The sequence below is a fragment of the Bacillus badius NBRC 15713 genome (genome assembly GCF_001591605.1).
GTDB classification, from domain to species: Bacteria; Bacillota; Bacilli; order Bacillales; family Domibacillaceae; genus Pseudobacillus; species Pseudobacillus badius.
This window is the reverse complement of record NZ_BCVF01000038.1, coordinates 1-13,530: the sequence shown is the minus strand read 5'-3', so window position 1 is coordinate 13,530 and position 13,530 is coordinate 1. Positions and strand designations below refer to the sequence as shown.

General features: G+C 46.2%; 15 protein-coding genes. 3 read left to right on the top strand and 12 right to left on the bottom strand.

Features of this window, described 5'->3' with window-relative positions:
• Positions 1-60: 60 nt before the first annotated feature.
• On the top strand, positions 61-240 hold the full coding sequence (locus BBA02S_RS16125; RefSeq protein ID WP_041113729.1) for a hypothetical protein: 180 nt from the start codon (positions 61-63) through the stop codon (positions 238-240).
• 29 nt (positions 241-269) lie between these two features.
• On the opposite strand, the gene fliS is transcribed toward BBA02S_RS16125, so the two are convergent.
• The gene (gene fliS / locus BBA02S_RS16120) at positions 270-668 is read right to left on the bottom strand and encodes a flagellar export chaperone FliS (RefSeq protein WP_041113730.1); all 399 of its coding nucleotides are present in this window, start codon (positions 666-668) and stop codon (positions 270-272) included.
• 129 nt (positions 669-797) lie between these two features.
• Between fliS and BBA02S_RS16115 the strand changes: the two genes are divergently transcribed.
• Positions 798-1,610 (top strand): flagellin N-terminal helical domain-containing protein, encoded by an 813-nt coding sequence (locus tag BBA02S_RS16115; protein WP_041113731.1) that lies wholly within the window; start codon positions 798-800, stop codon positions 1,608-1,610.
• Between the two features lie 560 nt (positions 1,611-2,170).
• Here BBA02S_RS16115 and BBA02S_RS16110 read toward each other — a convergent pair.
• From BBA02S_RS16110 to BBA02S_RS16060, 11 genes are all read right to left on the bottom strand, one after another.
• On the bottom strand, positions 2,171-3,364 hold the full coding sequence (locus BBA02S_RS16110) for a flagellin N-terminal helical domain-containing protein (protein ID WP_041113732.1): 1,194 nt from the start codon (positions 3,362-3,364) through the stop codon (positions 2,171-2,173).
• Positions 3,365-3,554: 190 nt separating this feature from the next.
• Positions 3,555-3,782 (bottom strand): carbon storage regulator CsrA, encoded by a 228-nt coding sequence (gene csrA, locus BBA02S_RS16105; protein WP_041113733.1) that lies wholly within the window; start codon positions 3,780-3,782, stop codon positions 3,555-3,557.
• 7 nt (positions 3,783-3,789) lie between these two features.
• Positions 3,790-4,230 carry a flagellar assembly protein FliW gene (gene fliW, locus BBA02S_RS16100; RefSeq protein WP_041113734.1) on the bottom strand — a complete coding sequence of 147 codons (441 nt, stop codon included), beginning with the start codon at positions 4,228-4,230 and terminating at the stop codon, positions 3,790-3,792.
• A gap of 19 nt (positions 4,231-4,249) precedes the next feature.
• Positions 4,250-4,840: a DUF6470 family protein gene (locus tag BBA02S_RS16095; RefSeq protein ID WP_041095744.1), complete on the bottom strand. Its 591-nt coding sequence runs from the start codon at positions 4,838-4,840 to the stop codon at positions 4,250-4,252.
• Between the two features lie 94 nt (positions 4,841-4,934).
• Positions 4,935-5,846, bottom strand: a complete 912-nt coding sequence (gene flgL / locus BBA02S_RS16090; RefSeq protein ID WP_041113735.1) for a flagellar hook-associated protein FlgL — start codon at positions 5,844-5,846, stop codon at positions 4,935-4,937.
• A 16-nt stretch (positions 5,847-5,862) separates the two neighbouring features.
• Positions 5,863-7,359: a flagellar hook-associated protein FlgK gene (gene flgK, locus BBA02S_RS16085; RefSeq protein WP_041113736.1), complete on the bottom strand. Its 1,497-nt coding sequence runs from the start codon at positions 7,357-7,359 to the stop codon at positions 5,863-5,865.
• 106 nt (positions 7,360-7,465) lie between these two features.
• Positions 7,466-7,942 carry a flagellar protein FlgN gene (locus tag BBA02S_RS16080; protein WP_041113737.1) on the bottom strand — a complete coding sequence of 159 codons (477 nt, stop codon included), beginning with the start codon at positions 7,940-7,942 and terminating at the stop codon, positions 7,466-7,468.
• Positions 7,943-7,988: 46 nt separating this feature from the next.
• Positions 7,989-8,252 (bottom strand): flagellar biosynthesis anti-sigma factor FlgM, encoded by a 264-nt coding sequence (gene flgM, locus BBA02S_RS16075; RefSeq protein WP_041113738.1) that lies wholly within the window; start codon positions 8,250-8,252, stop codon positions 7,989-7,991.
• 171 nt (positions 8,253-8,423) lie between these two features.
• On the bottom strand, positions 8,424-8,843 hold the full coding sequence (locus BBA02S_RS16070; RefSeq protein ID WP_041095043.1) for a TIGR03826 family flagellar region protein: 420 nt from the start codon (positions 8,841-8,843) through the stop codon (positions 8,424-8,426).
• 22 nt (positions 8,844-8,865) lie between these two features.
• Positions 8,866-9,579: a ComF family protein gene (locus BBA02S_RS16065; protein ID WP_041113739.1), complete on the bottom strand. Its 714-nt coding sequence runs from the start codon at positions 9,577-9,579 to the stop codon at positions 8,866-8,868.
• Complete coding sequence (locus tag BBA02S_RS16060; protein ID WP_041113850.1) at positions 9,576-10,931, bottom strand: ATP-dependent helicase ComFA; 1,356 nt, start codon at positions 10,929-10,931, stop codon at positions 9,576-9,578. Before BBA02S_RS16060 ends, BBA02S_RS16065 begins: the two co-directional genes overlap by 4 nt.
• A 190-nt stretch (positions 10,932-11,121) precedes the next feature.
• On the opposite strand from BBA02S_RS16060, the gene BBA02S_RS16055 reads away from it, so the two are divergent.
• Positions 11,122-13,413, top strand: coding sequence for an S-layer homology domain-containing protein (locus tag BBA02S_RS16055; RefSeq protein WP_041113740.1), 2,292 nt, complete (start codon positions 11,122-11,124; stop codon positions 13,411-13,413).
• Positions 13,414-13,530: the final 117 nt, after the last annotated feature.

The window sequence follows — 13,530 nt, the reverse complement described above, 5'->3', positions numbered from 1 at the left end:
CAAAAGACACAAAAGTGAAATATCTAACATTTTTGTAAATATAGGGAGGAACGAACGATTATGGGTGTTATCGGCGGTGTCGGAGAAGGGCCAGTATCACAGTTTGTGATGATCAGCAAACAAATTGCAGAACAAGCAGTCAACGAAAAAATTCAAGACGTTGTATCAGACCCGGCAAAAAGAATCCGTGAACTGCAGCAGCCTTCGCCGTTTTCACAGTTTATCGATATCAAAATTTAAAAACACAGCAGGGTCCTCCTGCTGTGTTTTTAAATGAAATCCTCGGTATGCTTCTTCCGGCGGTGGTGCAACGCCAGCTGCCAATCTTCTTTCTGCTTACCCAGAAAATCTGCTATCTCCCCCAATGCAGACCTATCATTAGCCATATTCGCCTTAACCAGCTGCCGGTTTAAATAATCATAGACAGCAATAAGAGCTTGTCCTTGCTTCTTCCCCGCTTCTATAAACGGTATCACTTGGAGCACACACTCCTGTGCCCTCTGCAAATGTTGGTTTTGTTCGGCGACCTCTTCTTTCTCCATCGCCTGTCGGGCGGTATGAATAGAGGATAGAGCTTCATCTATGAGGGCAATAATCAGCTGTTCTGCAGAAGCGGTCAGAACACTAACCTGCTGGTACCGGCGAAGAATCTGCTGACGTCCTTTCATCTTTTCCCCCTGCCTTTCTTCCTTTTTATCGGTTTTTTTCCAGCAAAATTGCGCCTGTTAAATCAATAATCAAAAAAATAATCCGATATAAATAATGGAAATCCATTGTATGTGAAAAGAGGTGAGAAAATGAAAATTCATAATCAGGCAATGGTTGCTTTTTCCGTGACGCGTTATCAGAAAAATGAAAAGCTAATGGAAAAATCAATGAACAAATTATCCTCCGGTTTAGCAATTCGCCAGGCAAGCGACAACGCTGCCGGCTTGGCTGTAGCAGAAACGATGCGCGCTCAAGTCAGAGGACTATCCCAAGCTCAGCGCAATATGCAGGACGGTCTCTCTGTCTTGCAGGCGGCGAATGAAGGGCTTAATAATGTGAACGCTCTGTTGCAGCGCGGACGTGAATTGGCCGTCATGAATGCCAATGAAACAATGACCGCAACGGATCGGGAAGCGAGCCAAGAAGAACTCAATCAGCTGATGGAAGCTATCAACGACACGGCCAGCAAGCTGGAATTCAATACAAAAAAAATATTAGGCGAAAACGCCCCGCTGCTGCTGATGGTCGGCGCCAATCCAGGACAGCAAATCAGCATTGATTTGATGGATACAAGCACAAAAGCTCTGAACCTAGAAGGCGTCTCCTTGCTCACACAGAAAGATGCGGGAGAACTGATCTCAAGACTGGATCAAGCCATCCAGCAAACGACCGGCAACTTAACGAAAATCGGCTCTTATCAAGAAGCCATCGAACATCATATGACGAATACTCTAGTCAACGAATCAAACTTAACTTCCTCCCTATCTATGGTGGCAGACACCGATATGGCCAAAGAAATAGCAAGCAATCTTAGCTTGACCATCCGCCAAAACAGCGACAAAATCATCGTTTCGCACGTAAACCAATCGGTAAGTGAAGTACTGGGTCTGTTTTCTAGATAAAGATGAAGCCGCTTCTCTGATAGAAGCGGCTTTGCGTTGATAATAAACAACGTGTGAAGTGCCTTTCAATTCTAAAAAACCAGTTAATGTACCTTGGGGATCGAATGATTCTTTGTAAATAAGGGCTATTTATTTGCTCATAAAAAATCCGATTCTCCAGGAACGGAGAACCGGATTTTCTAATAAAATTAACGAAGAAGTTGTAGAACTCCTTGTGGTTGTTGGTTCGCTTGCTTTGCGACTGTATCTTTCGACTACAGAATAGACTATATCTTCATCCACGTTTTCCATGGAGCTGGGCACTTCGAACAGCATGTGCTGCCCTACGAGATTCATCGTCATAGCTTTGCCTTAGACCGTATTCTCTAGTCGTTGAACCTTCTCCAGAGTTTCCTCACAGGAGCTTGGCTGCTGATTATCCATTGTTGCATCTTCAGCATTTTCAAACCATCACGCTGACCGTTTCCAGTTACGTTGTGGTTGATGAAGCTTTAGGAAGTTCCAGCAATTCACCCAGTTATACTCCAGTTCGTTGCCAAACTGGACGCCCTTCTCATCAATTATCTCAAGAGTTGTAATACGCCTTGAGGCAGTTGATTCGATTGAGCCAACATTGCTTGCGCTGCTTGAGAAAGAATAGAGTTCTTCGTTTGGTTCATCATTTCTTTCGCCATGTCTACGTCACGGATACGAGATTCCGCAGCAGTTAGGTTTTCAGAAGATGTGCTCAAGTTGTTGATTGTGTGCTCTAAACGGTTTTGGTTCGCACCAAGTTTAGAACGTTCAGCAGAAACTTTATCGATTGCTGTTTGAATTTTTGTTATAGTTGCTGCAGCATCATCATGTGTTAACACACTAAGTGCTGTTTCTGATGGTGTGCTATCAGTACCATTTGTTACAGCCAATTTAGTATCTGTATTAGTATCAGTTGAAATACCTAAAGCTACTGCTCTCATATCCTTAATTTCAAGAGTTAAGCTTTGGTTTTCATTTGCACCGATTTGGAAGCTTAGTGCAGAACCATCATCTTTACCAGCTGTAGTAGTAACATCTTTTGCTGTTATACTTGTTCCTCCAGTAAGGTCTGCAGTTAAAGCAGCATCCTCACCATTTGCTTTTGCTTCAATTGATATTGCCCCAGCAGCATCTTTGGTAACAGTATACTTAGCATTTAAGTCTGCATCACCAGTAATAGCTGCTGCAATAGCATCTACAGTACCTGAAATGTCAGTTGTAAAGTTCACTGTTTTTCCTAAAACAGATATTGATTCACCAGTTGCCATGCCCGCAATATTAAATTCGATTTTTGCTTTAGAGCCAGTAGTAGCAGAATCCTTTGCACCATTCAGTAACTTTTGAGTGTTAAACTCAGTTGTATTACCAATACGGTTAATTTCAGAAGTCATTTGATTGATTTCTTTTTGGATTTCTTCACGGTCATTAGTAGTATTTGTACCATTTGATGCTTGTACAGCTAATTCACGCATACGTTGAAGGATATCATGCGTTTCGTTTAATGCACCTTCAGCTGTTTGGATTAAAGAAATACCATCTTGAGAGTTCTTAGAAGCCATATCTAATCCACGAATTTGTCCACGCATTTTTTCAGAGATTGCAAGACCAGCTGCGTCATCTCCTGCACGGTTGATACGAAGACCTGAAGATAATTTCTCCATTGATTTACCTTGTGCACCATTTGCACTGTTTAGTTGGCGGTACGTGTTCAACGCCGCAATGTTGTGATTGATTCTCATTGTTCTTTTCCTCCTTGAATAGGTCGTTCACGTCCGTGTGAACGTTAGTTAGGCAGCGGAGCGTCGAGGTCGGCCGCCCTTGTTCCCCGCTACATCTTTAATATCGGAAGGAGCGGAAAAAGTTTAATAGGTTTTGGATTATTTTTTTGCAAAAAAATAAAAAAGAACTTCTTGTCACCGAAGTTCTTTCTTACTGCTTATTCACTTTGCCGAGAATATCAAAAATATTTTTCACCTCGGCTGACGCTTGTTCGTTTTCTTCCCGAATCGTTAAGTAGACTTCTTTCCGATGAACGTCGATATGCTTCGGCGCGTTGATGCCTAGTTTGACTTGGTCTCCTTTGACACTGATCACAGTGATTTCAATGTCATCCCCGATTTGAATGGCTTCTCCTGTTTTCCTTGTGAGGACTAACATGATCCCATCACTCCTTTACGGCGCCTGCCGGCATAATCGTATGACGGGTCTGGTAGCGGCTGTCATTTAAAATGGCTTGCTTCGCTCTTTTATTTTTTGCATTCACGACAATAGGCGCCTGAAGGTTGGCAGTCGATTCGCTAAATGGCTCCCTAATCGTCAAAATGGTATAGATAGCTGCTTCTTCCGCTTGATCTAATTCAAGTGCTTCAACGGTTCCTGCATCCAGAACAATATCATAGTCAGAAAAAAAGGCGAACGGGCTGGCAATGATAAACCCCAGAGATGGTGTCTTTGTCGATTGGAGTACAAAAAACAAGTCATTATCAGGAAAAGAGAGCAATGTAAAGCTTTTTTCATCTGCAAATCCCGGAATCCCCTGCTTGAACGTCCAAACTGCTTCCTCGTTCACTTCCACCTGGCCATGGTATTTCGTTTCGATGATCATCTTTTCCACGTTCCTTTACTTAAATTTCCTGCTCGTAATTGATACCTTTATATTTTAAATGCACAAAGTCAATGTTCACAGACGGGTATTGCTTCATGGAGACATGAACCTTCCCTGGCTGATAGTGGTGGATCGGCTTTTGCGGTCTCGTATTGTTAATGACCGGATTTGTTTTCACATCAATCTGTACGTGAGCCGGCTGAAAATCAATCGCTACGCTGCCTGCAGACGGAATATAGCCGATATTAAATTCGAGCTCCGTCCCTTCGCTATTGCGCTGCGCCTGTTCTGGAATCGGATCGCCGCCATTTTCAATCATCATCAGTTCGTCGCCTTCACCCGCTGCCCGTGCCAGTCCTTCTAACCAGTCCTGGTAACCAAGCTGAGCGAATTCTTCGATTCTTTTCGCGATACTTTTTAAATCCATATCCTCCCGCGCCTTTGTCTGGTCGATTGTAAGCTTTGACGGCTTTGTTTCAATGGTGAGTTCTGCCGGCGGCTGCTGGAGATCCAGCTCCGCTTGCGGCTGTTCAATCGACTGAACAGGCTGCTGAATGTCAAGTTCAATTTGGGCATGCTGAGACGTCATGCGGATTTGCGGGAATTGCATCGTCATCACCTCACGTTCTATAAAAAGGCCAGGCCGCTCTATGTATCATCCTTATAGACAAATCAAAGAGAAGCCTGGCAGTGAAAAAATCCGATTATCTTAAAAAGTCCATCAGTGTCGGCTGGATAATGCGGGCGCCAATGCTTAGGGCGGCCCGGTGAACAGCTTCCTGGGTTTTCAAATCAGTAATCACCTTTTCTACATCAATGTCTTCATTCTCGGACATAATGCGTTTGGCGATGACTTCCTGTTCATCTACCCGATCTTCCATTAATTCAATCCGGTTTAAGCGGGCGCCAAGATCGGCGCGGGCATTGGTAATATTATTCATGTGAGTATCAATCTTAGCCAGAAACCCGTTAATATCAGCGCCTGATGACTGGTCGTCCTCCAATTTGTTAATCAAATCATCAATGTCTTGAAACAGCCCTTCTCCCGGTGTACCTGGAGCACCAAGAGAAAACGCTTGTGACGGATTAACGTTCACCTGCATCTTAATCCCTTTTGACAGCTCGAGTTCAACCGGCTGGTTGTTATTGGCGATCGTCACCTTTCCATTGCTGTCCTTTTGAGCTGGAGGAGTAGTCGTATCTGTCCCGTTAAACAAATATTTATCCCCGAACTTCGTATTCACAAGGTCAAACAGATGGTCTTTCAACTGCTTGATCTCCTGCATAACCGTTTCACGCTGGCCGGCTTCATACGTGTCGTTGCTTGCCTGTACGGTCAGCTCTCTTATCCGGTGCAATGCCTTAGTCGCACTATCTAAAGCAGCGTCAGAGTTCTCCGCCCAGTTGTATGCCTCTGAGAAATTGCGCTTAAATTGCTCGATTTCCGTAACCGACGTCCGGTAGGTCATTCCTTTCATGGCAACAACCGGGTCATCGGATGGCCGGGTAATTTTCTTTTGGGTGTTCATCTGCTCCTGCAGCACGCCAAGACGGTCATAGCTGCTGGACAAGTTTTTCAACATATTATTCGAAAGCATTGATTGTGTTACGCGCATCCTTTATTCACCTGCCTTATCTTCCAACGGTGCCCATACCGTTAATAATTTTATCCAGCATCTCATCGACGACGGTAATATTTCGCGCGGCCGCATTGTAGGCGTGCTGGAAGCGGATTAAATCGGTCATCTCTTCATCAAGGGAAACCGAGCTGATCGACTGGCGGTTCGTTTCTACAGATTGCGCCAGGATCGCGCTGTTCTTCGTCATCCGTCTCGCCTCCGACCCTTCTACTCCAAGCGCGCCAATAATTCCTTCATATGGTTTTACGACTGTGCTCATTTGCACATCAGCTAGCTTCAGGGCATTGGAGCCATTGCCTTTATCGCCATTGGCAGAAGCCGCTATTTTAGAAGTTTCAGTGATTGCGACACTGATCGTTGCCGCATCTGTTCCTGTGAAAAAATCAACACCGTCCTTGCCGTCGAAGTCTTTCCCCAGCTTATTCTGATCATTGAAAGCCTCCACAAAATCCTTTGCCAGCTTGTCTAAATTGGCGAGCATTTCCGGATAGAGACCTTTCGTAACGCCTCCCTCTGTGTAGCCGTACGATTCTCCTAATGCCTTTAATTTCCCTTGGGAGAATGAGCCGATGCCAACGGATGCCACATCTGTTGGAGGTGTGCCAGGCGTTACTATCTTGAAATTAGTCAGTGCACCTGCTGGCTGATCCAGAATGCCATCCTTGTCACTATCCGTTCCGCCTTCGACACCGATTTGGTTAAATTGATCACCATCTATGAGCGGCACTTCACTGCCATCCGCATTGACTAAAGAAATCTTATACGTTCCTTCTGCAATCTTCTGGGCATTCCCGCCGGTTTCAACTTTTTCCACCTTAATATTCATATATTGCGACAGCTGGTCGACTAATTGATCGCGGGCATCGTATAAATCGTTCGGCAAGTAGCCGTGCGGCTCAATCTCGCTAATTTGCTGATTGATGCTGCTGATTTGCTTCAGAATGGAGTTCACTTCTTTGACAGTGACGCTAATTTGGTTGCCGAGGTCATTCTGAATCGCTGAAATCGAATTATGCAAATAATGAAAGGTGTCGGCGATCGCTTTCGCCCGTTGCAATACGACGGAGCGGGCGCCTTCATTTTCCGGATTGGTGCTCAAGTCCTGAAGTGATTGCCAGAATTGACCCATAACGGCGGATAGGCCATTTTTGCTTGGCTCGTTTAAAATGTCTTCCATTTTGCTTACGGCGGAGGACTTCGTTTGCCAATAGCCGAGCTTGTTGTTTTCTCCGCGGAATTGGTCGTCTAAAAAGCTTTCCCGCACGCGCTGAATAGAGCCGGCTTCGACTCCCGTTCCCATTTGGCCAGGGATTTGCGGGCGGTTCATGCCGGGTGATGGATAAGGCTGTGTTGATTGAAAATTCACGCGCTGGCGGGTGTATCCCGGCGTGTTGGCATTGGAAATATTATGCCCGGTTACGCTAATGGCGGTTTGCTGGGTGAACATGCCGCGCTTGGCGACTTCTAATCCATGAAAAGTGGAACGCATCACTGTTCCTCCGTTTCTTTATCTTTGTTTTGTTCAAAAAAAAGAGGGCATCGCCCTGCCAGGCTGCCAGCAAGCAGCTGGTTCAGCCTGAATATATCTTTGTCTATTACACTTGCGAATCAAACATAGAACGCTTTGATGGCTGCCCGCCGTTTTTGGCTGGGTGCGTGTACGTCGCTTGGGCCGGCTGCGGATGAAGCATGCTCATACTCATGCTGATAAACTGCAGCGATTGGTAAATTAGCTTTTGATTTAAGTCATTCCACTCTTTCAGCTGCTCTAAGCGGTCGAGCAGGCTGGCCTGCAGTTCAGTGAGCCGCTCTTTTTCCGTTCCTTTCGCGGCTTCGATGCAGTCTGCAATCGTTGCTTCTGCCTTGCCAGTCACCTTTTCCGCTTCCCGTACGCGTTCGGCTTCTAATGTCTGAATAGCCGCCGTGTACTTTTGCTCATCTTTCAAAAGCTGGTCCAGCCCGTCCATATCATTTCGCTTAATAATATCGGTTTTTTTCTCACAGAGCGCCAGCAGCATTCCATGCAGGCGGTTCATTTTATCCAGTGTGTCAATTAATTTTCCTGCAGACATATCGATTCCCTCTGCTTTCCTGCGGTGCGTTCGGCACTCCGCTTGATTATTTCTTATAAAACTTCACAATGCCCTCAGCGATTTTCTCCGGTTGCGGCTGGTATTCGCCTTTAGCAATCTGCTGTTTCAGGCTTGCGATCTTTTCCATTCGTTCCTTTGCCATTTTAGACACTTCCTGCATGCCTTTTGCCGCTGAAGAGATTTCCAGCTTATCCGTTGGTGCGGCGGCCGCTTTTTTCGTCCCTTGTGTTTTGTTTACTTGCTTCTGGTACGGATTGATGCCTTGCACGCCGGGTTGGTTAATTTTCACGGCTGTCGATCCCTCTCTTTCTTTTTTTCCGATTGTCTCATTTGATTATCCATTATATCGGTTTTTCGGAAAAAAAGTTAACAGCGGATTCATAGGCGGTTTTTATCAATTTGCTGTGGTATCTCCTGCCGCTCAAAAAAGACAATCGGGACATTTTTACTATCCCTGTTTTTATCTTCTTTTATTCGCCGCATAGTAGGTTGTCTGTTTCAGATGCTCCTGCTTTTTCGCTTCAAATGCTTCTTCACGCTGGATTTGGACAAGTTCTCCTTCGATATCGTCCGTGCATGCTCGGCACACTTTTCCTTTATGAATCAGTGCGCCGCAGCGGTCACATGGATAGCCAAGGTTCGGAAAATGGGCTGCATGGAGGCGGCCTTTTTTCACCCATTTGTGAATGAGCGTTTCAGGGACTCCTGTTACTTCAACGACCCGCTGAAGTGTAGCAGCCCGGTTTTCCCGTTTGCGCAAAAATTGATAGACTTCTTCATACATGTGCTCTTCTTCTTTTGCGCATTTTGCACAGACATCGCGAAATGCATTTTCCATGTAAAGCTCGCCGCAGCGCGAGCAATTGATGATTTCCCCCATAATTGATACCTCCAACGATCTCTCAGGTTCCCTGCCCTCTGGCAAGCGTGAGTGCCCGCACTTCCGCTGCTCCGGCCTGCTTTAACAGATAGGCGGCCTGTCTGAGAGTAGAGCCTGTAGTATATATATCGTCAATGATTAGAACTTTTTTATGACAAATGGAGGATTTTTCTTTTACTCCAAAAACATTGGCAGCCTCAAGACGTTCTGACCGCGACTTTTTCGACTGTTTTTCCCCGTGCACCCGCTGAAGCACATCCTCAATATCCAGACCGGCGGCTTGCGCAAGTGCTTCTGCCTGATTAAACCCGCGTTCCATCAGGCGTTCTTGACTGAGTGGGATGGCGACAGCGACATCATGCGGCAGCTGCTTGGCTGCTTTCTTTATTTCACCAGCAAATACTTGGGCAAGTATATAGTCACCGCGATACTTGAAACGGGCAATGAAGTCTTTCATCGCTTCGTTATACGTATAAAGCGAATAGTTCCCGGCAAGCACGCCCTTATAAAAAGAGTCTTCCTCCCAGCGGCAGCAATCCAGACAGCGATCCTCACGGATAAAAGCCGGATCGAGCGCTGCCAGCGGACGGGAACAGGCTCGGCAGCGTTCGCCAATAATTGGTTCAAATTGCCGGCGGCATGCTCCGCAAATGGATGGCGGTGCCTCAAGCAAAAAAAATGGCCGCCACCCTAAACGTCCATTCACTGATTCCCCGCATAAAAGGCAGCTGCTCATCTGTCCAGCCACCCCTTTTCGAGTCCCTCTTTGTTCATCTGGCGAATGTGAGCAATGGCTTTTACAGCAGCTCTCGTTTTGCCGTAATGGAAAAAGCGCACCTCTCCATCAGGAAAATCGGCACTTCTGCCAGCCCGGCCGGCGATTTGCACGAGCGCACTTTCAGTAAACACCTCATCCTCCGTGCCAATAACGGCCACATCAATATTCGGAAAAGTAACCCCTCGCTCTAAAATCGTTGTCGACAGCAGCAAAGGGATCTTTTGGTCGCGCATGAATGCCACCTTTGCTTTTCTTTCAGGATCTCCTGCATGCACAGCAGCAATGGAAGAATCAAGCTGCTGAAACAGCGGGAGGGCTTGCTGCATCCATTCAATATGCGGAAAGAACAGCAGGGATTGCTTGTTCACTTGCAGGCGCCGGGCGGCCCAACTTGTGATACTGGCCGGCAGCCGGCCTTTCTTCACCGCCCTCTTCCAATTACCAATCCAGCTGAATTGAGGGACAGGCAAAGGCTGGCGATGAAAACGGGCAGGGATTTTCACAAATGCTTTTTTTCCATGAAGACAATCCTTTTGCCATCTCTCATTTGGCGTGGCCGTTAAGTAAATAAGAGCAGCATCGGGCTTGCGGGCTTTTTGGACAGCGAATTGCAAAGAAGGATCACAGGAATAAGGGAAGGCATCGACTTCATCCACAATCATGACGTCAAATGCTTGGAAGAAACGAAGGAGTTGGTGGGTAGTGGAGACAACGAGCTGGCTGTAAAGATGACGATCGGGACTGCCGCCGTACAATGCAGCAACTTTTGTACCGGGAAAGACGTGCTGCAGGCGCGGAGCAAGCTCTAAAACAACGTCCGTCCGCGGCGTGGCGATACAGACTCGCTTGTTCGCCAAAAGAGCAGCTTCGATTCCGCGAAAAAGCACCTCTGTCTTCCCCGCTCCGCACACCGCCCAAATAAGCTGCTCTCCGTTTTCACGGATTGCTTGAGTCACAGCCTGTGAAGCACGTTCCTGTCCCTCTGATAGACTGCCTTTCCAATGAAGGATGCCCTCCCCTTCATAAGGAGGTTCGGCACCCGTCCAGTAAACCAGGCGGGAACAACCTGAAATGCGCCCCATCATTAAACAATGGCGGCAATAGAGGCATTCGGTTTGGCAGCGAGCACAGGGAAACAGCGCAAACCGCTCTTTTTCATTGTTGCCGCAGCGTTCACAATACAAACGGGAATTTCTCTTTGAAAGGCCGGGGAGCTTTTGAATAGCAGGGGAGTCAGGAAGCGGAAAGGGGATTTCTTCTTCAAGAAGAAGCCGGCCGGAAAGAAAGGAAGCAGGGGGAAAAACCATCATTTCATCTCCTTTAGTATCTGAGTTTCTTCTATTATATATGATTTCCTTTTGATGCGGGGATTTTTCCTTTTCACACAAGAAATCATATATAATAAATGGAAGGTTAAGACTTTCCAATAGTCTCCTATGATAATAGACTGCCAATATGATATAATATCGAAGGTTAAACGCCATTGAGAAAGGGGAAACTATGAGAAAATTACTAGCGAGTCTGATCGTGTGCGTGCTGTTTTTAACGTGGACGGTCCAAGCGTCTGCCCAAGTGTTCGATGATGCAAAGAGCCATTGGGCTGCGAAAGAAATTCAGGCGCTTGTCGATGCCGGTGTCATTAACGGCTATCATGACGGAACGTTCCGGCCAAACGCCCAGGTAACGAGAGGACAATTTATTGCATTTTTAGTTCGGGCACTGGACTTGCCGCCTGGAGATTCTGCTTTTAAAGACGTACCTCCCGGCAGTAATTTATATAAGGATATTGCTGCAGCAAAAAAAGCCGGCTTGCTTTTAGGAAATGCGGATGGCTATGCGCTTGCTGACCAGCTGGTTACACGTTCGGATGTATCTGTCATGCTGGACCGGGCGATGCAGCTGAAAGGCGATTATCCGACTAAAGCAACGCTCACTTATAAAGACAAAGCGGAAATCACGCGCTACGCTTACGAATCCGTGCAGCGGATGACCCATTACGGACTGATTAAGGGAACAGCAGATAATTACTTTTTCCCAAAGAAAATTGCGACACGCGGCGAATCAGCTGTCTTTGTTTATCGCTTAATGGAAAAGCTCGATCTGTTCTCAGAGGATAAAGGACCCGTTTCACTTCCTGAACCGGCTGATTCCTCTGAAGTCGTTGTTCCAGTGAATGATGATCAGTACATTAAAGTGCGAATGAACACACAGGGAGTGCCTCTTACATACAATAAGCGCACCACAGATAAGCACATTCGATCCACTGACTATCATTATTATTACCACATGGGCAATGCCTCCAAGCCCCTTGGTTCATTGCGGGTGACGCTCAGAAAACTGGATAACGGCGACGTCTTTATTTTTACAAAATTCATTCATAACGGCGATAACACCTACTCCGCTTCCGTCATTGTGCCTTTCCAGCAATCAAATGCCTATTCCTTGGCTAAATATTCGGCTTTCGGCCAAGTGGATCAAAAGCACAATGACACATTCGGAACCGACAAAACCTCTCATCCAGTGGGCATTCTGTCAGCAAAAGCAGGCAGTGCAGTGACGAATGAAATGATGATCGGCAAAAATTATATTTCTCTGCACCGCCAAACGAAATATGCTAACGGCCAGCTGTCTGTAATCCGCGAGCTGCTTAATGAATACGAGAGCTATAAAGTATATACAGATACTGGGCGCAATCTCGTTACTGCTCACGTAAATATGTCAGTTAAAGGGAAAGCTATCTCAGAAAACTGGGTATTGCTGTCCAATAAACGCCTGTTCGCTAATTCTTCCAACCGTGACGAATGGTTTGAGCGGACGATTAAAGAATACACCTCCATTAACAACTGGTTAACAGCCGATGGAGCCTATACAAAGCTGCCATGGTCTATTGAACCTAGCTACCAAATGGGATATGGCCGCAATATTGGCCGATTGCAGGGCGGCGTTTACTTGAGTGCTTACAAAGGCAACAAAGAACGCTATTTTGAAGACCTCGTCGTCAATGCAATCGCTGATCTTGATGTCTTTTCCGGCGGCGCCATTGCCGCGGGCAAAACACCGATTTTCAAAACAGAATACACGAGCACCTGGCTGAAGAAATCTTACGGCACAACCGCTCCTTATGTCGACACACGCCATAATGAAAATGCGGCTCTGTTCTTGAAAAATGCTTCAGAAAGCTTATCTATTCCGCAGCTGTCGGAGTCCAACCTCCGCTATGCCGATTTCCTTGTTCAGCAGAAAGAGATTGGCAATGTCATTCAAGTGACGCCGACCAGCCACTTGATTGCTGACTATTATGCAGCAGGCAGCCAGAAAACACATGTATCTCTTAACCATGCACTGGGGGAAATGAGATTTTTGCTGGAAACATACAAACAAACGAAAAATCCGGCTTATCTAAAAACAGCCCGCGAGCTTCAAGCCGGCATTGAAAATCTGTATCCTCGCTGGATTCGCTCAAACGGGGATTTATGGTACCAAGTAAACGGCAAGCTGCAGTTTACCGGCAATGACTACGATTGGCTGACATTAATGGACTTGCTGCTTTCACAAAATGCTTTTGAAGAAAACGGCATAGCGCGCAGCCCGGTCTTTGATAAAATGATCCGGTCAAAAGCGCAATATCTCGTTAACAATAACATTCCTATTAAGTCGCAAATTGTCATGCTTCTTGAACAGCAAGGATTCGGTGACATTGTCAAAGCCTCTTCTGCCAGCTCCAAACACCCAGACGAAAAACTGAACCTGGATGAGCTGCCAAAAGACGAATTGGACTTACTTGCAGAATAAACAAAAGAGACGGCTGATGTTTCACTCAGCCGCTTCATAACACCAGGATGATTCCATTTTCAACCAGCTATAGCTATACGGCGATTCTCTTTTTAGGCACTCTGTTGATTGCAATGG